Genomic DNA, 24,528 nt, shown 5'->3' with positions numbered 1-24,528 from the left:
CAATGACCATACCGACGTCCTTCCTCAGCCACACCGACGCGGAAGCCGCGCGAAAAGCCCGCGCCACCTATCGCGATGGTCTTATTGCGCCCACCTCCGGTATCGCTCCCGGCTTCACGCAGGCCAATATGATCGTGCTTCCGCGCGACTGGGCCTTCGATTTCCTGCTTTATGCGCAGCGCAATCCAAAACCCTGCCCGGTGCTCGATGTTTCCGATCCCGGCTCGCCTACCACACTTCTAGCACCCGGCGCCGATCTCAGGACCGATCTGCCACTCTATCGTATCTGGCGAGACGGCAAGCTTGCAGAAGAAACCGCTGATGCAACCGCCGCCTGGGCGGAGCGTGACGATCTCGTTGCATTCCTGATCGGTTGCAGCTTCACCTTCGAAACGCCGATGGTCGAGGCGGGCATCGAAATCCGCCACATGACCGACAAGAGCAATGTTCCGATGTATCTGACCAACCGGCCCTGCCGGCCGGCCGGTCGCTTTAAGGGTAACATGGTCGTTTCCATGCGGCCGATCCCGGCTTCGCGCGTGGCAGACGCCGCGACCATTTCCGGACGTTTCCCGGCTGTTCACGGCGCGCCCGTGCATGTCGGAGCGCCGGAAGAGATCGGCATATCGGATCTTTCCAAGCCGGATTTCGGTGATGCGGTACGGATCGAACCGGGCGAGGTGCCGGTTTTCTGGGCCTGCGGCGTGACCCCACAGGCCGCCGTGATGGCGTCCGGTGTGCCATTTGCGATCACCCATGCGCCGGGGCACATGTTCATCACCGACATTCCCGATTCCGCCTATCACGCGTGAGGACATGATGCGTTTTCTCCCTGTCAGCCTCACCACCATTCTTGTCGAACTTGCCGATCTTGACGAAACGCTGGCGCTTTTCGCCTCGCTTCAGAACGATCCGGTCGAAGGCGTCGAAGAGACAGTTCCGGCTGTACGTACCCTGATGATCCGTTTCCGCCCCGAAAAAATCAGCGCGGAGACGTTGGTCGCCCGGCTTTCCAGCCGCGACCTCTCGGCAAAAATCACACCTTCGGACAATCTGGTGGAAATCCCCGTCCACTATAATGGCGAAGACCTGGCCGACGTTGCCGAACTGACCGGCATGAGCGTCGATGAGGTCATCCGCCGCCACACCGAAAGCGAATTCACCGTGGCCTTTTGCGGTTTCGCCCCCGGTTTCGGTTATCTGGTCGGCGGCGATCCGGCCCTTCATGTGCCACGCAGGCAAAGCCCGCGCACCCGCATTCCGGCCGGTTCGGTGGCGCTGGCCGGCGCTTTCAGTGGCGTCTATCCGCAAAACAGCCCCGGCGGCTGGCAGATCATCGGCACCACACCGGAAAAGATGTGGGATATCGACCGCGACCCTGGCGCGCTTTTCCAGCCGGGTTATCGCGTGCGTTTCTTCGATATGGACAAGGCCGGAAGAACGGTTGATGTCCCTGCCCCGACACCGCGCACCTCCCGGCCAGAGACAAAGAAAGAAGGCCCGCATTTCGAGGTGCTCGCCGCACCCATGCCCGCCATTTTTCAGGATCTCGGCCGCTTCGGCCAGACTGGTCAGGGCGTATCCGCCTCCGGCGCGCTGGATCGTGGCGCGTTCAACGCCGCCAACCGTATCGTCGGCAATCCCGTCAACACGCCCTGTCTCGAACTGACGCTCGGCGGTTTTTCCTTCAAAAGCACAAGCCGCGCGGTCATTGGCATTGCGGGCGCACCCTGCCCCGTCACCATCAGGACGGCGGATCGCAGTTTCACGGTACAGACGCATATTCCCGTCTCTCTCGAGCCCGGCGATGTGGTCACTTTCGGTCAGCCGCCAAAGGGTATGCGCTGTTATCTTGCCGTGCGCGGCGGGTTCGACATCGCACCCGTGCTGGGCAGCTTTGCAACGGATACACTCGCCGTGGTTGGCCCCGAAAGCGTGACCGCAGGCACGATCCTGCTGCTGAAGAGGGAAAAGAATAACCTCTCCAGCGTGTCGATCAACGAGGTTCCGGCCTTCGATCCGCCGGCGACCGGCGATGTCGTGACACTCGACGTCGTTCTCGGGCCGCGCACCGACTGGTTCACGCAGAAAGGTCTCGACACATTGACCGGCCAGCTCTGGCAGGTCACGCCGCAATCGAACCGCGTCGGCATCCGCCTTTCCGGCGAGGTACCGATGGAGCGCAGGGACAGTGCCGAATTGCCGAGTGAAGGCACGGCGACGGGAGCGATCCAGATTCCCCATAGCGGTCAGCCCGTGCTCTTCCTTGCCGACCATCCGCTGACCGGCGGCTATCCCGTCATCGGCGCGGTTGCGGAATATCATCTCGATCTTGCCGGGCAAATCCCCGTCAACGCCAAAATCAAGTTCCGCCCGATCGGCCCCTTCGCCGAAATCGCGGCCAAGAGCAAATAATTCCGAGGAGAAAAGCGATGAAAAAAGTGCTGATTGCCAATCGCGGCGAGATCGCGGTGCGGATCATCCGCGCGTGCCGCGATTACGGCCTGCAATCGGTCGCCGTTTATGCCGACCCCGATCAGGATGCGCTTTTCGTCCGGCGGGCAGACGAGGCCTATGCGCTGGAGGGCGTGCGCCCCGCCGAAACCTATCTCGATATCACCAAGCTGATCGCGATCGCCAAACGTGCCGGTGCGGACGCCGTTCACCCCGGTTATGGCTTCCTGTCCGAACGCGCCGAATTTGCGCAGGCGGTTATCGATGCCGGCCTTAGCTGGATCGGCCCCGATCCACACGTCATCGAGGCGTTGGGCGACAAAGTCGAGGCGCGGCGCATCGCCACCGGTGTCGGCGCGCCTCTGGTCGCCGGCAGTGACGGCCCCGTCTCTACCGCAGCCGAAGTCACCGCTTTTGCCGAAGAATATGGCCTGCCCGTCGCCATCAAGGCGGCGCATGGCGGCGGTGGTCGCGGCCTGAAGGTCGCGTGGAAGATGGAAGAAATCGCCGATCTCTACGAATCCGCCGTGCGCGAGGCGACGGCCGCCTTCGGTCGCGGCGAATGTTTCCTCGAGCGCTTCCTCGACCGGCCGCGCCACATCGAGGCGCAGGTTCTGGCCGACAAGCACGGCAACGTTTTGGTGCTCGGCACTCGCGACTGCTCACTGCAACGCCGTAACCAGAAGCTGATCGAGGAGGCTCCCGCACCCTTCCTTTCCACTGAACAGCGGCAGAAAATCCACGATGCGGCAAAGGCGATCTGTGCCGCCGCAGGTTATTCCGGCGCCGGCACCGTCGAATTCCTGCTCGGCGTCGATGGCACCATTTCCTTTCTGGAGGTCAATACGCGCCTGCAGGTGGAACATCCCGTCACCGAGGAAACCACCGGCATCGATCTCGTCATCGAGCAGTTCCGTATTGCCGAAGGCCATAAGCTGCGGGTGCTCGAAACGCCGGAACCGCGCGGCCACTCGATGGAATTCCGCATCAATGCTGAAGATCCCGGCCGGGGCTTCCTGCCCACACCGGGTTCGATCTCGGTTTTCGACGCGCCTTCCGGTCCCGGCATTCGCGTGGATAGCGGCGTCGTCAGCGGCTCCAGCGTGCCTGGCGTGTTCGACTCGCTCATGGCGAAGCTCATCGTCACGGGTGCCGACCGCGACGAGGTTCTGCGCCGCGCGCGCCGCGCGCTGAAGGAATTCCGCATCGAAGGCATTGCCACGGTTCTGCCTTTCCATCGCGCCGCCGTCGAAACGGACGACTTCATCGGCACGAATGGATTCAAGGTTCACACCCGCTGGATCGAGACCGATTTCGCCGCCATGCCCGATGCCATGGAACGCCCGGCACCGGCCGAGGATCCATCAATCACCCGCACCTTTCTGGAAATCGACGGCAAGCGCGTCTCGGTCGGTCTGCCGAACCTGCTGCTATCCGGTCTCGGCGCCGTCAGCGGCGGCAATGCCGCTATCCCCGGTGCAACGGTCAAGGAGAACGAGGGCGAAATCACCGCTCCCGTTTCGGGAACGTTGCAATCCTTCAAGGTGAAGGACGGCGAAACCGTTTCCACAGGCGATCTTCTGGCCATCATGGAAGCCATGAAGATGGAAACGCAAATCGTCGCCACGAAGGCCGGCAAGGTCCGCTTGATAGTCAAGGAAGGCGATTATCTGCAGGCCGGTGCCGCACTTCTGGAAATTGCGGAATAGCATATAGACGACGCCACAGACCCGTCCGGGAAGGTGGCCCCCCTCACAATCGAAGCTCGGTCAGCAACGGCGGCGGAACCCTTTCGCCGCCGTTCCGTTTATGGCGCGACCTGCTAACCGATATGAGGGAAATATGGCCGGACGCACCTTGCTTCAGTTCTTCCATTGGTATTATCCGGACGGAGGGAAATTATGGAGCGAGGTGGCCGAAAAGGCGACAAGCCTTGCCCGGATGGGCATCACCGATGTCTGGCTGCCGCCGGCCTACAAGGGTGCCGCCGGCGGTTACTCGGCGGGTTACGACACCTACGATCTTTTTGATCTCGGCGAATTCGACCAGAAGGGAACCGTCGCGACCAAATATGGCGATCGCGCCGCCCTCGAACAGGCTGGCCGCACACTCCAGGAAAACGGCATCCGCGTCATCCACGACGTGGTTTTCAACCACAAGATGGGTGCGGATGAAAAGGAGAAGGTGCGGGTTCGCCGCGTCAATCCGGAAGACCGCACCGAAATAGACGATGAGAATTTCCAAGCTCTCGCCTATACGCGGTTCACCTTTCCGGGCCGAAACGGCAAACATTCCAAATTCATCTGGGACGTGAAGTGCTTCAGCGGTGTCGACCACATCGAAGAGCCTGATGAGGACGGCATTTTTCGCCTCGTCAACGAATATGGCGACGGCGAGTGGAATGAAGAGGTCGATGAGGAAAACGGCAACTTCGACTATCTGATGGGTGCCGACGTCGAATTCAGAAACAGGGCGGTCTACGAGGAACTCAAATATTGGGGCCGGTGGCTTGCCGGGCAGGTGCAGGTCGATGGTTTCCGCATTGATGCCGCCAAGCATATTCCGGCCTGGTTTTTCCGCGATTGGGTCGGCCATATGCGCGACACGGTCGATCCCGATCTTTTCGTCGTGGCGGAATATTGGCACCCGGATATTGAGGCGCTGAAGAGTTATCTCGATCTGGTCGACAAACAATTGATGCTTTTCGATGTCGCCCTTCACCACCGTTTTCACGATGCCTCCAAACAGGGCGGCGATTTCGACATGCGCACCATCTTCGACGGGTCGCTGATTTCGGCTGTTCCTGACCATGCCGTCACACTTGTCGACAACCATGACACACAGCCGCTGCAATCCCTGGAAGCGCCGGTGGAGCCATGGTTCAAGCCTCTGGCCTATGCGATCATTCTGCTGCGCGAAGAGGGCGTTCCCTGCGTCTTTTATCCCGATCTGTTCGGCACCCGCTACACCGACACCGGTGATGACGGCAACGAGCATGAGATCGACATGCCGGCGATCGAATGCCTGCCGAAGCTCATAGAGGCGCGCAGCCGCTTCGCCAACGGTGCCCAGACGGATGTTCTCGATGATCCGAGCTGCATTGCCTTTGTTCGTCACGGCACCGCCGACGAGCCGGGCTGCGTGGTGGTGATGTCAAACGGCGAGCCTGCGGAAAAACAGATCGATCTCGGCCCGGAACAGGCGGGGACCGCATGGCGCGATTTTCTCGGTCACCGTCACGAGCAGATCACCCTTGACGAGAGCGGCAAGGGCGTCTTCCCCAGCAATGGCGGCAACGTCAGCGTCTGGGTTCCGGCCGATTCCGAGTGAGGATTATCGATTTTAGAGCGACCAGACGAAAACCTTGCTCATTCAGCAGATACGAGACGGCGCGGGCCTGCGCCGGCATCGGCCAGAACATCGTTCGGATTGCGTAATGGACAGTCATCGAGCGAAAGGCAACCACAGCCGATGCAGCCGGTAAGCTGGTCGCGCAGCATAATGAGGCTGTTGATGCGAAGTTGGAGCATTTCCCGCCATGACTGCGAGAACACGCGCCAGTCAGCCGTCGTCGCCACCCGATCCTGCGGCAAATCCGCCAAAGCGTCCCTGATGATGCTGAGCTGAATGCCGGCCCGCTGCGCGATGCGGATGATGGCGATACGCCGCAGGACGGCGCGATGATAGCGACGCTGGTTCCCGCTGGTGCGCCAGCCTTCGATCAGTCCCTTCGCCTCATAAAAATGGATGGTGGAAACGGCGATGCCACTACGACGCGCAACTTCCCCCACCGTCAGGCTGTGTCTAGATACGGTATTTTCCATGCCCGGCTCCGGTTTTCTGAACGATCTCCGCTCGTAAAAACGCGGAAACACATTGAAGAGCAGCCGGTATAATTCCTCAACTATGGTTGAGGTCAATAGGCTGGATAGCCGAACTTAAAAGAGGCACCCGACAGGCGCCTCTGAAATCCTGAATGTGGTCGGATCAGGATTTCACGGTCATGCGGATCCAGAACCGACAGCCTTCCATCGCGGTTTTGAAATCGTCGGTGCCGACATTATAGGCGGTAGCCGCGCGCACGTTCCCGCAGTTCCCGGTTTCCGGGCGTTTCAGTTGTCTCCGTCCAGATAAGTGCCGTATTGTACATAGTCTGCACTTGGCTGCCCGTCGACGATTTCCGCTGGTCGGCCCGCGCCACCGGTCAAGTAGCCTGTGTCCTGAAGCCCAACCTGCAAAAGCTTTTTAATCGCCGCGTGACGGGGCAAGGCATTTTCAGCCATGTAGAGAGCGACGGCCAGTTCCATGTTATCCGAAAAAATCATTGGCTTCGCGATCCGTTGTGGCAATGAAGCGGAAACGCGAAACTTCAATGAAAGTTCAATTCTCGCGCGTTGCGATACCCGTACGCAGGCGTAGCGTTTGCCAATTACAATGATCGTTTCTCGATGAATGCGAGATGTTTCCGGCTGGTGCAGTAATGCCGTTTCTGCTTCCTCCAAATCCTGTTCACCAGACTTGGGGTCGGTAAAAATCACACTTTCCTGCCATCAACCTTGCTTTTCCGCTAAAAACGCCCCGGACTCAAGCGATTGAAACCAATCAGGGAAAAACGCAAACGAAAGCCAATCGTCACTTAGCTTTCTCTACTTTGCATTAACCATAGGAGGCCCACTGGCTGCAACCTGTGTGGAAACGTAAGCAGCCTTACAACGAATCTTCGGGTATCGTGGAAGCAGCTTCAATGTAGCTTCAGACGGGGAGTTTCGCAAGCCGTCGCCGTCTTCCCTAGCCTCAACGAACTCATCCTGTCATGCCTTTCTCCATAGCGACCGTTCGCCCCCGTAGCTGCGCTAGAAGCAGGGCCTGAAGATCGAAACCGCCCTCATGGGCCTTGCGGGTCAGATTGCGCAGATATCCGCCAAGCGAACTGATCTGGTCCGCCTTTTGCAACAGGCAGGCAAGGATGGCTGCGGTTCCCTGGCGGCCGAAGGTAGTCAGCGCGTCCTGATATGCCGACTGGCTGATGTTGAACATGGTTTTGATCACGGATGTCGCCACTTCGAGATCGCGCCAGCCGGTTATCGCTCCTCCTGGGGCATAGAGCGAGATATCCGGGCAAGCCTTCAAAACCAAAACAATATCAGGAACAAAAAATTGCTTATGAAGAACAGGCTTTGGCTGTTGTGGTGAAGGTCTTGCACTGATGGGTGCAGCATATGCTGGCTGTGTGGCTGTTGTGTCGGCAGGTGCAACGATTGCCGGTTCACGCAAATCTAGCGGTTTAGATATGGATTCGGATTCTGAATTCTTTATGAGGCGCTCATTTTGGCAGTCATTGCCGCCCATTTTCTCCGATTTTTCAATATTTCCCAGATAGTTGGTCACTTCCGCGCGCAGAGAGACCAGAAAACCGGCGATTTCCTTCAGTTCGGTAGGTTTTGAATTGCGGCCAAGAGACCGGGCAATCGTATTGTAGCGGGTCTGGAATCCTTCTGATGTCTCAACCTCACCGCTGGCGGCGATCATTTCGCAAAATTTCTGGATATCGCGGCGGCAAAGGCTGATGTTTTCGCGAAGACGCTGAAGGTCGAGCCGCTCGCGAACGATGCGTTCGGCCAGTTCCTCGATTTCCGATTTGCGGGCAAGGAGTGGCGCCAGCGAGAAACCGTAAGCTTCGCTGATCTCCCCTCCCCGGTGTTTGCGGGCATAGCGTTTTCCGTTAGGGCTATCCTTGCGGATAATGAGACCGGCCTCGACAAGAGCCGAGAGATGCCGGCGCAATGTCTGTTCGGCCATGCCATGCGCACGCAGCGACAATTGCGTGTTCGACGGGAAGACCACCAAACCGGCTTCGCTGGAGAGTTCGCTCTTCGGATAAAAGCTCAAAAGCGCGTTCAAAACCGCGAGCGAACGGTCGGTCACGCCGAGCAATGGCCTGGCTTCACAGACGGAACGATAGAGTTTCCATTTATCGACCGCTTCGGTCTTCTTGTTCTTCTGCGCGGCAAACTGCGTTGCGAGAACGCCAAATGACATCGCTCGCCGCCCAAAGGGCGTCGTTACACATGTGCTGTCCATGTCTTTCACCTTTCACAAGGCAAAAGAAAATCGCTCACCGAAAAATTCGATGCCAAGACTCTTGACTATGATTCGCGGAAATGAGATTCTTTGGTTGCTTAGATCAAAGAAAGGCTTCCGTACGGCAACGTTCGGGGGCTTTTTTCTTTTGTGATGCGTCTCCTGTTAGTCGTTGATATTGAAAATCACTGCTTGGACCGGTATTCGGCAAACAGCGCCTGAAGATGTTCGAGAACGAAATCGGCAAATTCCGGTGCCTCGTTCTTGTCGATCGATATATCCAGCTTACGGTCGCTCTCGACCACTTTCGCCAGTCTGCTGCCCGTTTCAGAAGACCAGACACCGGCTTTCTTGGCCTGTGCCTTGGGCTTCAGAAAATCCAGAAGCGACTTGAAACGGTCTTCGGACAGAAGAGCGGCAACGGAAGGCTCCCTGACATAGGCGCGCGCTGCTTCCTTGACCTGCGACGAGGAAAGCTGATCTGCAAGATCCATCCAGTTACGGCGGCCGACGGTGGGCGCAGGACCGATAAGATCGACGAGATCCTCCGGAATACGCCCGACAACCGACAGCATGTTGGAAAGATCGCCCTTGTGCAGCGACATCGCTGCCATGATCGTGTCACGGGGAAACCGTATCTGTAGTTTCTGGGCGAAGCGCGCCTTTTCGATATAGGTGAGGTCGCGACGCTCGTTGTTTTCCTGTCCCTGGGCGACAACCAGCTGTTCATCGCTGAGATCGCGAACGACAGCCTTGACCGGAATACCCAGGATGGAAACGGCGCGCAGACGGCGATGGCCGAAGGCGACCTGATAACGACCGGGGAAATCGGGATGCGGGCGCACCAGAATGGGAACCTGCTGGCCCTGCTCGCGAATGGCTTCGACCAGGCCTGCATCCGCCTCTTCCGAGGACGGCATGCGGTCCGGTATGAAAGAGGGGTCGATATCGGCAGGATTGAGCGAAACGATCGTCAGACCCTCTGCGAGCCGTTTTTCGATCTCTTCCGCGCGCTTGGAACGTTCCGATACTTCATTCAATGACTGGCCGATCATGCCGACCGGCGAATTCAGGACATCCGTCACCAGTTCCGGAGAACCGAGGATGGGTCTGACGCGCGGACGCGACCGCTCGGGAGCGGTTTCGTTGTCGGTACCAGGTGTGCCGAGATTGGCGAAGATCTCTTTTCTACTCATGCTGCCCTACCCCACGCTTTTTTAATCAGTCCTTCGATTTCAGCGTTTACGTTGTTCATGGCTTCCAGAGCGCGATCGTAGGTCGAACGGGTGAACTGGGTTCTTTCCACCTCGAAAAGCGTCTGGTTGGTCAATCCGGCATCCGAAACGGCCGTGCTCTTCAGCATTGGATGAATGAGGACATTTTCACCGAAGATCGATCGCAGGAAAGCGACCATCTGGTTTTGCGGCCCGTCGCTCGGTTCGAAACGGGTGATCAGGTAACGCATCCAGTTATAATCGGATCGTGCGCCGGCCCTGCCGATTTCCGCGAGAAGATCGCCGGTCATGGCAAGGAACTGGTTCATGGACATGACGTCAAGCATTTGCGGATGAACGGTGACGAGAACCGATGTCGCCGCCGTCAGCGCCGAAAGCGTCAGGTAACCGAGTTGCGGCGGGCAATCGATGACAACGACGTCGTAGAAATTCTGTGCCTGAGCTATTGCCTGGCCGATGCGGGCAAAGAACAGCGTGTCGCCCGGCGCGCGACGCATCAGCGCCCGCGGCGTATCGTGCTCAAACTCCATAAGCTCCAGATTGCCCGGAACGATATGAAGGTTGGGAATATAGGTGCCGCGCACGATCTCTGCGATCGGCCGGCGCTCGTCATCGTAGCGGATCGCGCCATAAAGGGTTTCGTTCGGACCGACATCCATTTCCGGCTGATGGCCGAAGAGCGCCGACAGACTTGCCTGCGGATCGAGATCGATGGCGAGAACCCTGTAACCGCGCAGCGCCAGATATTGCGCAAGATGCGCCGACGTCGTGGTCTTTCCTGAACCGCCTTTGAAATTCATGACCGCGATGACCTGCAATTCTTCGCCATCACGACGGTGGGGCAGGTAGCGGCGTGTGCCGCGCGCGCCCTGATCGAGAAATTTTCTGATCTCGTCCATATCCTCTACCGAATAGGACCGACGACCGGAGACTTGTGCCGCATCCAGTTCCGGACGTTCAGCTGCTATCTGGCGAAGATAGGCTTCGCCGATTCCGATCAACCGGGCAGTTTCCGCAGGCGAAAAATGACGCATGCTCTTTTCAGTATGCGGTGAAAACGTATTTGCATTATGCGCCTGCAATTGGGCTGACAACGCAGCCGAATGCTGTTGTATAAGGCTCGTCAGGTCCGGTGCCCCTGCAGCAAGTCTTGAGTCGGCACTCTGTGTCATGGATCTTCTTTCGCTCGAAATTGCAGTTGCGGTTTTTTTCGAAAAAGACGGTTTTTTCCGCAACTGAGATATAAGCGCCGATTCTCTTTTTGGCGCAATAGGCTTTTTTCTCGGATGCGAAAGTCCCGCTAAGGCATTGTGGAAGAATCAGATTTTGTTTTTGTGACAGATTGTCGGTTAGCCGCGGCTAACTTCACTCTCGGTCCCTTAATAATGCGGTATCCATCTTTCTTTGTGGCTGCTCTGCAGAGAGAGGTCGAAGTTTGCCGCGGCTAACTTTGACGATCTCTACTCATGCGATGGCCGGTCTCGATGGCGGAAAGTGAAGGGTGGACATTCGGAGGTGTTTAATCTCTACTTATTGACTAGAGTATCAATGGGTCCGGCGCCCATCGCCTGATCGTTCGTGCTATCGAAGGTTGGAGGATTGAATGTCCTATGATGTCGCTATCGTCGGGTCGGGTTTTTCGGCCATCTGTACCGCCGCTCATCTTTTGTCATCCCTGCCAGCAGACGCTTCGATCGCCATCGTCGGCGATGATTCTGATTTCGGACGTGGCACTGCCTATCGTACCGAGTTGCCCTATCATCGGCTTAACGTACCGGCGGGCCGCATGAGCGTCTTCCCAGACCGACCGAATGACTTTCTCGATTGGCTGACGGGAAACGGGCTTGGGGATGATCCTTTGTTGTTCGCCTCGCGCGGAGATTACGGTCTTTATCTGAGGGATAGGCTAGCGGCTCTGCTGAGAAGCCGGGATCAACGGGCGAGGGTGGACTTCATCCGCGCAAAGGCGTCCGGCTGCCGGCCGGATAGTGACGGCGGATATTCTTTCGTTCTGGAGAATGGCGAAATGCTGCTCGCGCAGAATGTTGTTTTATGTCTGGGTGTCGGTGCGGCGAGTTTGCCGGTGCAAACTCTGGCGAAAGAGGAGAGCAGGGCGCAGCATGTTATTGGGCACTGCTGGCAGCCGGGATGGTTGTCGCGGGTGAAGACGGGGGACCGTATCTGTATCCTGGGTTCGGGCCTGACGATGATCGATCAGGTTTTGACCTTGCGTGGGAAAGGGCATCGCGGTCCAATCCACGTCTTATCCCGCCGAGGGCTCGTGCCGCATCCGCATGTCAGCCCGCCGCTACCGGCCGCTGAGCCGTTCTTGCCTGAAGGTTCGACCGAGATCAGCCGCCTGTTGCAGTCCCTGCGCAGACAAGTGAATGAAGGAACGCCATGGCGCACGGTGATGGACGGTCTGCGGCCAAAGACGCAGCTGCTTTGGCAAAGCCTAACCTCCGAGCAGCGTGGACGGTTTCTTCGGCACGCCCTGCCCTGGTGGAACATCCACCGGCACCGGATTGCGCCTGAAGTCCACAAGGCATTCGAAACACTTCTTTCTGAGGGGACTTTGGAGATCCACGCCGGTTATCTCCGCTCCCTTGAGCAAGGGCAAGACGGGATTACCGTGCTTTATCGCCGCAGACATACGCAGACGCTTAGGGATATTCAGGTTGATTGGGTTGTTAATTGCACGGGCATGGAGAGAGCGGGCATTGGTCATTCGCGTCTTCTGGAATCCATGCGCGACGATGGTGTTATTTTGCTCGACTCTTTTGGTCTTGGGGTCGAAGTTGATGATCAGTCCCGTTTGTTACGGGCAGACGGACAAATCTGGCCCGGCCTATTCGCCGCCGGAGCGCTGACGGCTGGCCGCTTCTGGGAAATAACCGCAGTGCCGGATATTCGGGTGCAGGCACAGAAAATCGCACGGACCGTTACGGACAGAGTGGCATTGAGCAGCCGCGTAGCCGCGCACGGCTGATTTGGCGGAGAAATGAGTTGAAGCCGACTGCGTCCGCACGCACTTCCTCGGGTACTGCTTTTTCTTGGGTTCTTTGGTTTTTGAAGTTAGCCGCGGCAAACTTGTTTCTTCTGTAATGAGGGAGCCATCCGAAATGCCATTGGTCCTGATTTGCAAAGCAGGAGGTAGACTGCGAAAACGTCTTACAGGAGAGGCTAGGCAACGACTTTGAAGCTGCCGGATTGCGCGGCGAGTTCCAGTTGCTAAATAATTTACATCACTTATGGAATGTTGACGTTAAATCGGCTATAAAATCAGAAAAATACGGAAATTATGAAAATTATTTGCGAGGCTCAATGGAAAAGCAGAAGCTAGTGCGGTTCGAAACGGCTGACACTCAGGCTGGCGGTCAGCGTCGGCCTTTTGCCAAGGCCGTTCGGGCGGGTGATTTTGTCTATGTGTCCGGACAGGTACCGACCGTCGATGGCGAGGTGGTAACCGGCGGCATCGTGGCGCAGACGGAGCAGGTTGTGGCCAATATCAAGGATGTTCTGGCACTTGCCGATTGTACGCTCGCCGATGTGGTCAAGGTCAATGTCTGGCTTGACGATGCGCGGGACTTTTCGAGCTTCAACGCGGTTTTCCAGAAATATTTCATCGATCATCCGCCGGCACGCTCCACCGTTCAATCGCCCCTGATGGTCGATGCGAAGGTGGAAATGGACGTTATCGCCTACAAGCCGCTGGTTTGATTCCCGTTTTTGCCGATTTTTGAGAGTATGTGATGACATATCCCTGGCCTGACGAGGGTACTCCACTCAATGCGATTTCGACGCCAATGCCGGTGGTCGATGAAGACCGGCTTGCCGCCAATATTTTGAGGGCGCAATCCTATCTCGACGGTCATGGCAAGGCTTTCCGCCCGCATATCAAAACGCACAAGATACCGGCCATCGCGAGACAGCAGCTTGAGGCGGGCGCCATCGGTATCAATTGCCAGAAGGTCAGCGAGGCGGAGGTTTTCGCGGACGCTGGTTTCGACGATATTCTGATCACCTATAACATCCTCGGCGCAGCAAAACTCTCGCGGTTGAAGGCGCTGAATGCGCGTATCGGACAACTGAGCGTCGTTGCCGACAGCACTGTGACAATTGCCGGCGTTGCCGGCACATTCGATGCGGAAAGACCACTTTCCGTACTTGTTGAATGTGATACCGGTGGAAAACGCTGTGGCGTGCAGACCCCCGAAGCCGTATCGGAGCTTGCAGAAAAGATCGTTGCGGCACCGGGCCTTAAATTTAGGGGTATTTTGACCTATCCGGCCCCCGGCGGCGCTGAAAAGGTGGAAAATTTCATTCGTGAAACCATGGCGCTGCTTGCGGAAAAGGGCATTGACTGCCCGGTTCGCTCCAGCGGCGGCTCACCGGATTTTTTCTCCGCGCATCTCGTTCCCTCCGCAACCGAACACCGGGCAGGCACCTATGTCTATAATGACCGCTCGATGCTGCGTGCCGGACATTGCACCGCCGGCGATCTGGCGATGCATGTTCTTGCCACCGTGGTATCGAAACCCACAGCCGACCGCGCCGTGCTGGATAGTGGTTCCAAAGCCTTGACCTCCGATCTTCTGGGTTTCAGCGATTATGGGCTGATCGAAGGGTATGAAGGCGCAAAAATCACGTCATTATCGGAAGAACACGCGGTCGTCGATTTGTCCGGCTGCACCACAGGCCGGCCCGAAATCGGCGATGTGCTCAAAGTCGTGCCGAACCACACCTGCGTCGTCAGCAATCTTTTCGACAGGATGGTTTTTCATCGAAACGGTATTGTGACGCGGGTTGAGGAGGTCGCGGCGCGCGGCACCGTCTGGTAATATTACCCGGCTAATTAAATTGCGAAAAGGATGCTGCCAAAAGGCAGGGACCGGCAACGAGAATCACAGTCATGCGCATATTCACGGCATCGCTCGCCACCGAAACCAATACGTTTTCACCCGTTCCGACGGATATGGATGCTTTTCGCGCCGCTTTTTATGCCGGGCCGGGCGAACATCCGGAAACGCCGACACTTTGCTCGTCGCCGGTGCCAATTCTGCGCCGTCGTGGCAAGGCGGAAGGGTTTACGGTGATCGAGGGCACCTCCTGCTGGGCGGAGCCGGCAGGGCTTATCCAGCGCCAGACCTATGAAACGTTGCGCGATACCATTCTTGCCGAGCTTGGCGCCGCCCTGCCGGTCGATGCCGTGGTTCTTGGCCTGCATGGTGCCATGGTGGCGCAAGGTTATGACGATCCGGAAGGCGATTTTCTGTCGCATATCCGCGCGCTGGTCGGTCCCGATGTGCTGATAGCGGCGGAATTCGATCCCCACAGCCATCTGACGGCGCTGAGGGTCGCTAATCTCGACATTATGGCAACGTTTCTGGAATTCCCCCATACGGACTTCGAAGAACGGGGCGAGCATGTCGTGGAATTGGCGCTGCGCACCCTGCGGGGAGAGATCAGGCCGATTATTTCCACGTTCGATTGCCGCATGATTACCATTTATCCCACCAGCCGCGAGCCGATGCGCTCCTATGTCGACCGGTTGAAGGCGTTGGAGGGCAGGAATGGCATTCTGTCCATTTCCGTCATTCACGGTTTCATGGCGGGCGATGTACCGGATATGGGCACGCGTATCGTTGTGGTTACGGATGGTGACAGCGCAAAGGGCAATGCTCTGGCGCAAAAACTTGGCCATGAGCTTTACGCCATGCGCAAACTGACCGCCATGCCGATGCTCGACACGGAAGCGGGTCTCGACAAGGCTCTCGCCATTCGCGGGGAAAATCCTGATACGCCGGTCGTGGTATCGGATATATGGGACAATCCCGGCGGCGGTGTCGCGGGTGATGCCACCCATATTCTGCGGCGCATGGTGGCGCGTGGCATGGATAATATCGGCGTCGCGACGATCTGGGATCCGATTGCCGTGTCCTTCTGTCATGCGGCGGGCGAGGGCGCGGAGATTGATTTGCGCATCGGTGGCAAATCCAGCCCTGAAGGCGGCGAGCCGCTCGATTTCCGTATTAAAGTGATGCGCACCGCCGAGGCGGGATGGCAAAGTTTCCGTAACAGCCGCGTCACGCTCGGCCGCGCCGCCGTTGTCCGGCCGGTCGGAACGGAGATCGATATCATCCTTATTACAAGCCGAACCCAAACTTATGAGCCGGATATCTTTTCCAATCTCGGCATCGATTTTGCCAGGAAAAATGTGCTGCTGGTGAAGTCGACCAACCACTTCCACGCGGGTTTTGCGCCGGTCGCTTCCGAGATCGTTTACATCGCCGCCCCGACATCCTATCCGACCGATCCGGCAAAAACCGCCTATCGCAAGGCAAGCCTGCAGCTTTGGCCAAGGGTGGCCGATCCGCTGGGGCTGGATTGAGATTCCGGCGGCTTCAGATGCGCTCAAGCGAGATCAGGAAAAACGCGCCTTCATCATGATCGGCCTCGACCGTGAAAGCCGAACCGTTTTCGATCATCAGGCTGTCCGATCTCTTAAGACGGTCTTTGCCACTGCCGCTGGAGATTGTCAGCGGATCGAGCGCGAGAACAAGCGTCGTGTTGCCGGCTGCGTCTGCGAAAAACGTGCCGGACCGCTTTTGCACGCTGTGGCGAAAGGTCGAACGACGCGTCATGACGTTCAGATCGACGATCGGACCGTTGTATAAGGTTGCGTTCACCGGCACATCCGCCGGAAAGGGCAGGGGCGCACTTTCGATCGTCAGGAGAAGCGGGTTATTTGCGGCGATTGCCAGCATCATGCCATCTCCCTCAAGAATAGACAGGGTGCGGTCTATGCCGGAAAAGATGGAGAATGGGCCGTTGCTGGCAACTGTGGCCATGCTGATGCGCCAATCGAAGTCATCCACGGAGGCATCAGGCGGAAAGACGGCGATTTCCACCGTCTCGCCACCACCGTTTTTCCAGGGCATGCGTTTGTAGCCGCTTGCACGCAACAGGGTCATGTCTCTACTTCCGCAAGGTTTTGGCCGGAAACCTTTTCCGCATTCCCGGCCATGCTGGATCAGTTGCCGAGAATGCCGGGCAGTCGCAGACCCTGTTCTTCCGCGCATTCCACGGCGATCTCGTAACCGGCATCGGCATGGCGCATCACGCCGGTTGCCGGGTCGTTCCACAGCACACGCTCGATGCGGCGGGCCGCATCATCCGTGCCATCGCAGCAGATGACCATGCCGGAATGCTGGGAAAAGCCCATGCCGACACCGCCGCCGTGATGCAGCGAAACCCAGGTCGCGCCTGACGCCGTGTTGAGCAGCGCATTCAGGAGCGGCCAGTCGGACACGGCATCCGAACCGTCCTTCATGGCTTCGGTCTCGCGGTTCGGCGAGGCGACGGAGCCCGAATCGAGATGGTCGCGGCCGATGACGATCGGGGCGCTGAGTTCGCCGCTCCTGACCATTTCGTTGAAGGCGAGCCCGAGGCGGTGACGATCACCAAGGCCGACCCAGCAGATACGCGCCGGCAAGCCTTGGAAGGCGATGCGTTCGGCGGCCATGTCCAGCCAGTTGTGCAGATGCTTGTTGTCTGGAAGCAGTTCCTTCACCTTGGCGTCGGTCTTGCGGATATCCTCCGGATCGCCGGACAACGCGGCCCACCGGAACGGGCCGACGCCGCGGCAGAACAGCGGGCGGATATAAGCGGGAACAAAGCCCGGGAAGGCGAAAGCGTTTTCCAGCCCTTCTTCCTTTGCTACCTGGCGGATGTTGTTGCCGTAGTCGAAGGTCGGGATGCCCATGTCCTGGAAGGCGATCATCGCCTCGACATGTTCGCGCATCGAGGCGCGCGCGGCCTTTTCGACGGCCTTCGGGTCGCTCTCGCGCTTTTCCTTCCACTTGGCCATCGTCCAGCCCTTCGGCAGGTAGCCGTTTATCGGGTCGTGCGCCGAGGTCTGGTCGGTTACCATGTCCGGGCGGATGCCGCGACGGACCATTTCGGGCAGGATTTCGGCGGTGTTGCCGAGCAGGCCAACGGACTTCGCCTCACCGGCAGCGGTCCAGCGCTCGATCATCTCCATCGCCTCATCGAGGGTTTCTGCGCGGGCATCGACATAACGGGTGCGCAGGCGGAAATCGATCGAGTCGGGATTGCATTCGATGGCAAGGCAGCAGGCACCGGCCATGACGGCGGCGAGTGGCTGGGCGCCGCCCATGCCGCCAAGGCCGCCGGTCAGAACCCATTTGCCCTTGAGATCACCATTGTAATGCTGACGGCCGGCCTCGACGAAGGTCTCGTAAGTGCCCTGCACGATGCCCTGGCTGCCGATATAGATCCACGAGCCGGCGGTCATCTGGCCGTACATGGCGAGACCCTTTTTATCCAGCTCGTTGAAATGATCCCAGGTCGCCCAGTGCGGTACGAGGTTGGAGTTGGCAATCAGCACGCGCGGCGCATCCTTGTGGGTGCGAAACACGCCGACCGGCTTGCCGGACTGGACCATCAGCGTTTCGTCTTCGTTGAGATCGCGCAGCGTCGCGACGATCTTGTCGAAGTCTGCCCAGGTGCGGGCGGCGCGGCCGATGCCGCCATAAACCACCAGTTCGTGCGGGTTCTCAGCCACTTCAGGATCGAGATTGTTCATCAGCATGCGCAGCGGCGCTTCGGTCATCCAGGATTTCGCGGTCAGTTCGGTTCCACGCGCAGCGCGGACGTCGCGGATGTTGTGACGAGGATTGGTCATTTGGTTCCCCTTTTTGTATGTGCCAATGTCAGCGCGGTTGTTTCGATACGCGTGAGAATGTCTTTCAGGTGGATACGAAGCCCGGCTGCCTTGGCTTCGTCATAGGCGAAAGGCAGGGCCTCGGTCGTCAGATGGGTGGATTGCGCCAGTTCCATCTGGATGGCGTGCACGTCGGTTTTGGGCTTTCCGTAGTGGCGTGTTGTCCAGCCACCCTTGAAACGGCCGTTGAGAATGCTGGTGTAACCTTCCGCAGCAGCGGTCGCTTCGACCACCATTTTCTCAATGGTGGGATCGCAGGTCTTGCCCATATCCGTGCCTATGTTGAAATCGGGCAGCTTGCCTTCGAACAGGAACGGGATATGCGAGCGGATGGAATGGCAATCGTAGAGAATGGCGATGCCGTGGATGGCCTTCACCCGCTCTATTTCCGCTGCAAGGGCTGCATGATAGGGCGCGTGAAAGGTTTCCAGCCGATGGGCTATATCGCCCTGGTCGGGTTCCTGCCCCTCATTCCAGATCGGCTTACCATCGAAATCGGTTTCCGGAACGAGGCCCGTGGTGTTCTGTCCGGGGTAAAGGCTGACGCCCTCCGGGTCGCGGTTGGCGTCGATCACGTAACGATGAACGGTGGCGCGCACCGTGGTCGCGTCGTCCAGCAGATCCGCATAGAGATCATGAATGTGCCAGTCGGTATCGGCAAGCATCTTGCCGTTGTCGTTCAGGCGTTGCCAGATTTCCGCCGGCACATCGGTGCCGGTGTGGGGAAGGCCAAGAATGACGGGCGATGAGCCTTGCTTGATGTCGAAGACGCCCATTTCACACCTCCAGCTTCGGCAGGATGCCTTCCGAAATTACGGAGACCAGAGCGCCGGTGGCGATCAGTTCTGCCGCCGCCTTCAGATCCGGCGCCATATAACGGTCCTCTTCCAGCGAAGGGATCATCGTACGCAGCACGGCGACTGCCTTTTGCAATTCGGGGCTGGTTTTCAGCGGCCTGCGCAATTCCACACCCTGCACCGCCGAAAGCGCCTCGATACCGAGAATGGCGAAGAGATTTTCCGTCATGGCCAGCAGCCGGCGCGCGCCGTGGCAGGCCATGGAAACGTGGTCTTCCTGATTGGCGGAGGTCGGCGTCGAATCGACCGAGGCCGGATGCGCCATCTGCTTGTTTTCGCTCATCAGCGCGGCGGAGGTGACCTCGGCAATCATCAGGCCGGAATTCAGCCCCGGCTTTTTCGAGAGAAAAGCGGGAAGGCCATAGGAAAGGGCAGGGTCGACGAGAAGCGCCACGCGGCGCTGGGCGATCGCGCCGATCTCGCAGATGGCGAGCGCCGTCTGGTCCGCCGCAAAGGCTACCGGTTCGGCGTGGAAGTTGCCGCCGGACACGACGGAATTGTCGGAAAGCACCAGCGGATTGTCCGTCACCGCATTGGCCTCGATTTCAAGCGTGCGGGCCACTTGCCGCAGAAGATCGAGGCAGGCGCCGTCCACCTGCGGCTGGCAGCGGATGCAATAGGGATCCTGAACGCGTTCGTCGCCTTCGATATGGCTCACGCGGATTTCGGAACCTTCCAGCAATCCGCGAAGTGCAGCACCCGCGTCGATCTGACCCTTGTGGCCGCGCAATGTGTGAATATCAGGATGAAAAGGTGCGGAAGAACCCATGGCGGCGTCGGTGGAAAGCGCGCCTGTTATCAGGGCTGCCTGTGCCGCGCGGTGGGCGCGGAAAAGACCGGCGAGCGCCAGCGCCGTAGAGGTCTGCGTGCCGTTGATCAACGCCAGGCCCTCCTTGGCGGCAAGAACAACCGGGGTCAGCCCGGCTCTTGCGAGCACCTCGCCGGCGGGCAGAAGCGCGCCTTCATAAAAAGCCTCGCCTTCGCCCATCATCACGGCGGCCATATGGGCAAGCGGGGCGAGATCGCCGGATGCGCCGACCGAACCCTTTTCCGGAATAGCCGGGATTACGCCTTTTTCCAGCATCTCCTCAATCAGTCGCACCAGTTCCAGCCGCACGCCGGATGCGCCGCGACCGAGCGAAATCAGCTTCAGCGCCATGATAAGGCGCACGACATTTTCCGGAAGCGCCGCACCGACGCCGCAGCAATGTGAAAGAATGAGATTGCGCTGCAGCTTTGCCACATCGGCTGCATCGATCTTGATGGAAGCGAGTTTGCCGAAACCGGTATTGATGCCATAGACCGGTGCATTGCCGGCGGCGATCTCGGCGATGCGAGCGGCTGCCTTTTCGATGCTGGCATCGAATGAACGGTCGAGTTTGGCCGCGCCGTTGTTCCAGTAGATCGCGGCAAGATCGGCAAGGGTCACAGTGCCGGGGTGAAGCGTGATGGTCTTCATGGTCATGGGCAAACTTTCTGTCCCCTGAAAATGCGGGCGTGGAGCGGATTGAAGCCGATGCGGTAGACCAGCTCGGCCGGACGTTCGATGTCCCAAATAGTGAAATCGGCGGATTTTCCGGCTTCCAGCGTGCCGGTTTCAGCGAGCAGGCCGAGCGCCTTTGCGGCATTGCGCGTTGTCGCCGTCAGACACTCCTCCACCGTCATGCGGAAAAGCGTCGCCCCCATATTCATCGTCAGAAGCAGTGAGGTGAGCGGCGAGGTGCCGGGATTGCAATCGGTCGCGAGCGCCATGTCGGCGCCTGCGTCGCGCAGGGCCTGAACCGGTGGCAGCTGTTTTTCCCGGAGTGCATAAAATGCGCCGGGCAGGAGCACGGCCACCGTTCCCGCTTTTGCCAGCGCCCCAGCGCCCACCTCATCAAGATATTCCAGATGATCTGCAGAAAGTGCACCATAGGATGCGGCAAGCTCTGTACCACCGAGGTTGGAAAGCTGTTCGGCATGCAGCTTGACGGGAAGCCCGCGCTGTTTTGCCGCCTCGAAAACCTGGGTTATTTCCTCGACGGAAAAGGCGATGCCTTCGCAAAAACCGTCGACCGCATTCACCAGCCCTTCCGCATGGGCTTTTTCCAGCCCCGGCAGAACCACTTCCATAATATAATCGGCCTTACGGCCCTTATATTCGGCGGGCGTTGCATGCGCGGCCAGATAACTGGTGACGATTCTAACAGGGCGCAGCGTTCCAAGCCTGCGGGCGACACGCAGCATTTTCAGTTCGGTTTCAATATCGAGACCGTAACCGGATTTGATTTCGACGGTCGAGACGCCCTCGGCCAGAAGCGTGTCGAGACGGGGCAATGCCTGTGCCAACAAAGCCTCTTCCGAAAGTGCGCGCGTGTCGCGCACCGAAGAGGCGATGCCGCCGCCTGCCTTGGCGATCTCCTCATAGGTCGCGCCATTGAGCCGCATCTCGAATTCCTTGGCACGGTTGCCGCCGAAGACCAGATGCGTGTGGCAGTCGATCAGAGCCGGGGTGATCCAGCGTCCACCGCAATCGGTGACCTCGTTGGCCGCTGCCAGATCGGCAGGCAGATCGCTTTCAGGGCCGGCAAAGGCGATGCGGCCATCGCGTACGGCGATGACGGCGTTTTCGATTGCGCCGATGCCTTCCATCAAGGGGTTGAAGGTTGCCAGCCGGGCGTTGCGCCACAATTCAGCAGCGTTTTCCGTCGCCATTCCCTTTGCAGATTTGTTCCCTGGCATTGCTTTTCGCCTTTCTTTTGTGTTTCAAATGTATATACATAATAACGAGCTTGGCAAGCCGCAATTTCTTGTTTGAAAGTGGCCTTGCCCGATCGACCAAGAGGAGAGGATGGCATGACGGCAATTCACGCGGGCGCAGCGCTTCTGGCTGACGGATGGGCGCAGGATGTTCGCATCATTTGCAATGACGGCGCTGTTCTATCCGTCGAAAGCAATGTTTCCCCGCAGTCGCAGGATGAGCGGCATGCCGTCATCGTGCCTGCCATGCCCAATCTCCACAGCCATGCCTTTCAACGGGCCATGGCCGGGCTTGCCGAAATTCGCGGGCCTGCCGATGACAGCTTTTGGAGCTGGCGTACCGTTATGTACAAATTCGCGCTTTCCATGACGCCGGATCACGTCGAGGCGGTCGCCGCTCAGCTATATATGGAAATGCTGGAGGCCGGTTTCGGGCGGGTCGGCGAATTTCATTATCTGCATAATGACCGGGACGGCTCGCATTACGGCAATATCGCCGAGATGGCCGAGCGTATCGGTGCGGCGGCCGCGCAAACGGGTATCGGCCTGACATTGCTGCCGGTATTCTATACGCATTCCGCGTTCGGCGGCCAGGCGCCGATTGACGGGCAGAAACGTTTCATCCATTCGCTCGACAGCTACGAACGGTTGATGCAGGGCGCGCAGGCCGTGGTGAACGCATTGCCGGGTGCTGCGCTCGGTATCGCGCCGCATAGCCTGCGCGCCGTAACCGGCAGCGAACTGGCCGCCATCGAGCCGCTTGCAAAGGGCGGGCCGATCCACATTCATGTGGCGGAGCAGGTAAAGGAAATCGAAGATTCGCTTGCCTTTTCCGGTGCCCGGCCGGTGGAGTGGCTTTTGGAGAATGCACCCGTCGATGATCGCTGGTGTCTCATTCATGCGACGCATATGACGGACGCTGAAACGCGCCGCATGGCAAAAAGCGGCGCGGTTGCCGGTCTCTGCCCGATCACGGAGGCCAATCTCGGTGACGGCATCTTCCCCGCGCCGGATTTTATTGCGGAAGGCGGCCATTACGGTGTCGGTTCCGATTCCAATATCCTCATTTCTGTGCCGGAAGAATTGCGGATGCTCGAATATTCGCAGCGCCTGTCGCTTCGGGCGCGCAATGTCATCGCCGATGCTGGGCGATCTACGGGCGAGAAGCTGTTTCGGCAGGCGCTCGAAGGTGGCGGCAGGGCGCTGGCATCACGAAATGGCATAGAACAGGGAAAAAGCGCAGATTTTGTTGCGCTTGATGTCACGGCCGTTTCCTATCTGCCGATATCTCAGATTCTCGACCAGTGGATATTCGCGGGTGGCGTTCGCATCGATTCCGTCTGGGTGCGTGGTAAAAAGCTGGTGCAAGCGGGTCGGCACGTTCATCGCCGCGAAATATCGGACCGCTTCAACAAGGTCATGGCCGAACTTGTCGATAGCTGATATGCGCTCGATAGGAACGAGATCGAGCCGTTGGAAGGCATTGCGGACGTGACGAAAGCATCGGCCGGGCAAACCCTGCACCAGCATATCCTCAGCGATATCGAGGGCCGGATCGTATCGGGGGAATGGCCACCGGGTCACCGGTTGCCTTTTGAGGTCGACCTCGCCGCCCATTACGATTGCTCCCGCATGACCGTCAACAAGGTCATGGGCCAGCTCGTGACGGCTGGTCTGATCGAGCGCCGCAAGAAATCCGGCAGCTTCGTTCGTCAGCCGCAGATCCAGTCTGCGGTTCTCGAAATTCACGATATCAGGGCCGAAGTCGAATCCCTCGGCCTGGAATATGGCTTTAAAGTCCTGGAGCGCGTATCGCGTGCGGCAAAACGAGACGATCGCGCAAGTCTCGACGTTGCTATCGGAGAAACGCTGCTCGGTATTGTCTGCATCCATTTTGCGGGCAGGCGCGAATTCTGTATCGAACAGCGTCTCATCAGCGTGGCCGCCGTGCCGAAGGCCGCAGAAGCTGATTTCACGGAGATTGCGCCCGGACCCTGGCTGCTCGGCCATGTTCCGTGGAGCACTGCCGAACACCGGATCAGCGCCGAAACGCCCTCGAAGGAGATCGCACGTTTGCTGGGCATCTCCGAAAGGCAGGCCTGCCTTGTCGTGGAACGGCGCACATGGAGCAATTCGGGTGCCGTCACCTATGTACGCTTCACTTATCCCGGCAATGCGCACGCCCTGGTCGCCCGTTTCAGCCCGTCTTCCGACTGAGGTCGGGAAGCACATACCTCTGCAACAGCCCTAGAGAACCCCTGTCCTGAAAAGGGGAAGCTCCGGTTTTTGCCAGGTGGCTGGAAAAGTGTTAAAATCTGTTAGTTTGTATGACTAATTTCAAACTCTCATTTAGAATCAATTATTTGCGAGTTTTTTCTAGAATTTGTATTTTGTTGTGTTGACTTGTTTGGTGCGG

General features: G+C 58.5%; 20 protein-coding genes. 10 read left to right on the top strand and 10 right to left on the bottom strand.

Features of this window, described 5'->3' with window-relative positions:
- Positions 1–2 precede the first annotated feature (2 nt).
- The 4 genes from QSK43_RS13430 (at position 3) to amyA (ending at position 5,784) form a co-directional block, all read left to right on the top strand.
- Positions 3–812: a putative hydro-lyase gene (locus tag QSK43_RS13430; protein WP_332303837.1), complete on the top strand. Its 810-nt coding sequence runs from the start codon at positions 3–5 to the stop codon at positions 810–812.
- Between the two features lie 7 nt (positions 813–819).
- A complete protein-coding gene (locus tag QSK43_RS13425) occupies positions 820–2,415 on the top strand; it encodes a 5-oxoprolinase/urea amidolyase family protein (RefSeq protein WP_332304085.1) in 1,596 nt (531 codons plus the stop codon).
- A gap of 17 nt (positions 2,416–2,432) precedes the next feature.
- On the top strand, positions 2,433–4,163 hold the full coding sequence (locus QSK43_RS13420; RefSeq protein WP_332303836.1) for an acetyl/propionyl/methylcrotonyl-CoA carboxylase subunit alpha: 1,731 nt from the start codon (positions 2,433–2,435) through the stop codon (positions 4,161–4,163).
- 133 nt (positions 4,164–4,296) lie between these two features.
- Positions 4,297–5,784 carry an alpha-amylase gene (gene amyA / locus QSK43_RS13415; RefSeq protein WP_332303835.1) on the top strand — a complete coding sequence of 496 codons (1,488 nt, stop codon included), beginning with the start codon at positions 4,297–4,299 and terminating at the stop codon, positions 5,782–5,784.
- Between the two features lie 38 nt (positions 5,785–5,822).
- Here the strand turns inward: amyA and soxR are convergent, their stop codons facing one another.
- The 5 genes from soxR to repA form a co-directional block, all read right to left on the bottom strand.
- Positions 5,823–6,278, bottom strand: coding sequence for a redox-sensitive transcriptional activator SoxR (soxR, locus tag QSK43_RS13410; protein ID WP_045016158.1), 456 nt, complete (start codon positions 6,276–6,278; stop codon positions 5,823–5,825).
- Between the two features lie 288 nt (positions 6,279–6,566).
- Positions 6,567–6,779: a hypothetical protein gene (locus QSK43_RS13405; protein WP_332304084.1), complete on the bottom strand. Its 213-nt coding sequence runs from the start codon at positions 6,777–6,779 to the stop codon at positions 6,567–6,569.
- 478 nt (positions 6,780–7,257) lie between these two features.
- A complete protein-coding gene (gene repC, locus QSK43_RS13400; protein WP_332303834.1) occupies positions 7,258–8,535 on the bottom strand; it encodes a plasmid replication protein RepC in 1,278 nt (425 codons plus the stop codon).
- Between the two features lie 185 nt (positions 8,536–8,720).
- Positions 8,721–9,731: a plasmid partitioning protein RepB gene (repB, locus tag QSK43_RS13395; RefSeq protein WP_045016155.1), complete on the bottom strand. Its 1,011-nt coding sequence runs from the start codon at positions 9,729–9,731 to the stop codon at positions 8,721–8,723.
- Positions 9,728–10,942, bottom strand: a complete 1,215-nt coding sequence (repA, locus tag QSK43_RS13390) for a plasmid partitioning protein RepA (protein WP_084686307.1) — start codon at positions 10,940–10,942, stop codon at positions 9,728–9,730. Before repA ends, repB begins: the two co-directional genes overlap by 4 nt.
- Before the next feature lie 431 nt (positions 10,943–11,373).
- Between repA and QSK43_RS13385 the strand changes: the two genes are divergently transcribed.
- The 4 genes from QSK43_RS13385 (at position 11,374) to QSK43_RS13370 (ending at position 16,161) form a co-directional block, all read left to right on the top strand.
- Entirely contained in the window at positions 11,374–12,759 is a 1,386-nt protein-coding gene (locus QSK43_RS13385) for an FAD/NAD(P)-binding protein (protein WP_045016151.1), read from the top strand.
- A gap of 335 nt (positions 12,760–13,094) precedes the next feature.
- Positions 13,095–13,490: a RidA family protein gene (locus QSK43_RS13380; RefSeq protein WP_332303833.1), complete on the top strand. Its 396-nt coding sequence runs from the start codon at positions 13,095–13,097 to the stop codon at positions 13,488–13,490.
- A 32-nt stretch (positions 13,491–13,522) separates the two neighbouring features.
- Positions 13,523–14,611 (top strand): D-TA family PLP-dependent enzyme, encoded by a 1,089-nt coding sequence (locus QSK43_RS13375; protein ID WP_332303832.1) that lies wholly within the window; start codon positions 13,523–13,525, stop codon positions 14,609–14,611.
- A 71-nt stretch (positions 14,612–14,682) separates the two neighbouring features.
- Positions 14,683–16,161: a M81 family metallopeptidase gene (locus tag QSK43_RS13370; protein ID WP_332303831.1), complete on the top strand. Its 1,479-nt coding sequence runs from the start codon at positions 14,683–14,685 to the stop codon at positions 16,159–16,161.
- A gap of 13 nt (positions 16,162–16,174) precedes the next feature.
- Here the strand turns inward: QSK43_RS13370 and QSK43_RS13365 are convergent, their stop codons facing one another.
- The 5 genes from QSK43_RS13365 to hutI are packed head-to-tail and all read right to left on the bottom strand — an operon-like array spanning position 16,175 to position 22,094.
- Positions 16,175–16,744 (bottom strand): HutD/Ves family protein, encoded by a 570-nt coding sequence (locus tag QSK43_RS13365; RefSeq protein ID WP_332303830.1) that lies wholly within the window; start codon positions 16,742–16,744, stop codon positions 16,175–16,177.
- A gap of 59 nt (positions 16,745–16,803) precedes the next feature.
- Positions 16,804–18,477: a urocanate hydratase gene (gene hutU, locus QSK43_RS13360; protein WP_332303829.1), complete on the bottom strand. Its 1,674-nt coding sequence runs from the start codon at positions 18,475–18,477 to the stop codon at positions 16,804–16,806.
- Positions 18,474–19,292: an N-formylglutamate deformylase gene (gene hutG / locus QSK43_RS13355; RefSeq protein WP_332303828.1), complete on the bottom strand. Its 819-nt coding sequence runs from the start codon at positions 19,290–19,292 to the stop codon at positions 18,474–18,476. Before hutG ends, hutU begins: the two co-directional genes overlap by 4 nt.
- Before the next feature lies 1 nt (position 19,293).
- Positions 19,294–20,838: a histidine ammonia-lyase gene (gene hutH / locus QSK43_RS13350; RefSeq protein WP_332303827.1), complete on the bottom strand. Its 1,545-nt coding sequence runs from the start codon at positions 20,836–20,838 to the stop codon at positions 19,294–19,296.
- On the bottom strand, positions 20,835–22,094 hold the full coding sequence (gene hutI / locus QSK43_RS13345) for an imidazolonepropionase (protein WP_332303826.1): 1,260 nt from the start codon (positions 22,092–22,094) through the stop codon (positions 20,835–20,837). Before hutI ends, hutH begins: the two co-directional genes overlap by 4 nt.
- A 114-nt stretch (positions 22,095–22,208) precedes the next feature.
- Between hutI and QSK43_RS13340 the strand changes: the two genes are divergently transcribed.
- The gene (locus QSK43_RS13340) at positions 22,209–23,555 is read left to right on the top strand and encodes a formimidoylglutamate deiminase (RefSeq protein ID WP_332303825.1); all 1,347 of its coding nucleotides are present in this window, start codon (positions 22,209–22,211) and stop codon (positions 23,553–23,555) included.
- Positions 23,556–23,603: 48 nt separating this feature from the next.
- The gene (gene hutC, locus QSK43_RS13335) at positions 23,604–24,329 is read left to right on the top strand and encodes a histidine utilization repressor (protein ID WP_332303824.1); all 726 of its coding nucleotides are present in this window, start codon (positions 23,604–23,606) and stop codon (positions 24,327–24,329) included.
- The last annotated feature ends 199 nt before the right edge of the window (positions 24,330–24,528 follow it).

The sequence above is a fragment of the Rhizobium sp. GR12 genome, from assembly GCF_036596185.1.
In the GTDB taxonomy this organism is placed as follows: domain Bacteria; phylum Pseudomonadota; class Alphaproteobacteria; order Rhizobiales; family Rhizobiaceae; genus Agrobacterium; species Agrobacterium nepotum.
The sequence above is the reverse complement of the archived record's forward strand: the minus strand, read 5'-3'. Positions and strand labels throughout refer to the sequence as shown.

Bases quoted from the DNA above. Each gene is read 5' to 3' on its own strand.
- repB (WP_045016155.1), bottom strand. From the start codon at position 9,731: ATGAGTAGAAAAGAGATCTTCGCCAATCTCGGCACACCTGGTACCGAC.
- QSK43_RS13430 (WP_332303837.1), top strand. From the start codon at position 3: ATGACCATACCGACGTCCTTCCTCAGCCACACCGACGCGGAAGCCGCG.
- hutG (WP_332303828.1), bottom strand. From the start codon at position 19,292: ATGGGCGTCTTCGACATCAAGCAAGGCTCATCGCCCGTCATTCTTGGC.
- QSK43_RS13380 (WP_332303833.1), top strand. From the start codon at position 13,095: ATGGAAAAGCAGAAGCTAGTGCGGTTCGAAACGGCTGACACTCAGGCT.
- QSK43_RS13370 (WP_332303831.1), top strand. From the start codon at position 14,683: ATGCGCATATTCACGGCATCGCTCGCCACCGAAACCAATACGTTTTCA.
- hutU (WP_332303829.1), bottom strand. From the start codon at position 18,477: ATGACCAATCCTCGTCACAACATCCGCGACGTCCGCGCTGCGCGTGGA.
- QSK43_RS13405 (WP_332304084.1), bottom strand. From the start codon at position 6,779: ATGATTTTTTCGGATAACATGGAACTGGCCGTCGCTCTCTACATGGCT.
- QSK43_RS13365 (WP_332303830.1), bottom strand. From the start codon at position 16,744: ATGACCCTGTTGCGTGCAAGCGGCTACAAACGCATGCCCTGGAAAAAC.
- QSK43_RS13375 (WP_332303832.1), top strand. From the start codon at position 13,523: ATGACATATCCCTGGCCTGACGAGGGTACTCCACTCAATGCGATTTCG.
- repA (WP_084686307.1), bottom strand. From the start codon at position 10,942: ATGACACAGAGTGCCGACTCAAGACTTGCTGCAGGGGCACCGGACCTG.
- soxR (WP_045016158.1), bottom strand. From the start codon at position 6,278: ATGGAAAATACCGTATCTAGACACAGCCTGACGGTGGGGGAAGTTGCG.
- amyA (WP_332303835.1), top strand. From the start codon at position 4,297: ATGGCCGGACGCACCTTGCTTCAGTTCTTCCATTGGTATTATCCGGAC.
- repC (WP_332303834.1), bottom strand. From the start codon at position 8,535: ATGGACAGCACATGTGTAACGACGCCCTTTGGGCGGCGAGCGATGTCA.
- QSK43_RS13340 (WP_332303825.1), top strand. From the start codon at position 22,209: ATGACGGCAATTCACGCGGGCGCAGCGCTTCTGGCTGACGGATGGGCG.
- hutH (WP_332303827.1), bottom strand. From the start codon at position 20,838: ATGACCATGAAGACCATCACGCTTCACCCCGGCACTGTGACCCTTGCC.
- hutI (WP_332303826.1), bottom strand. From the start codon at position 22,094: ATGCCAGGGAACAAATCTGCAAAGGGAATGGCGACGGAAAACGCTGCT.
- QSK43_RS13425 (WP_332304085.1), top strand. From the start codon at position 820: ATGCGTTTTCTCCCTGTCAGCCTCACCACCATTCTTGTCGAACTTGCC.
- QSK43_RS13420 (WP_332303836.1), top strand. From the start codon at position 2,433: ATGAAAAAAGTGCTGATTGCCAATCGCGGCGAGATCGCGGTGCGGATC.
- QSK43_RS13385 (WP_045016151.1), top strand. From the start codon at position 11,374: ATGTCCTATGATGTCGCTATCGTCGGGTCGGGTTTTTCGGCCATCTGT.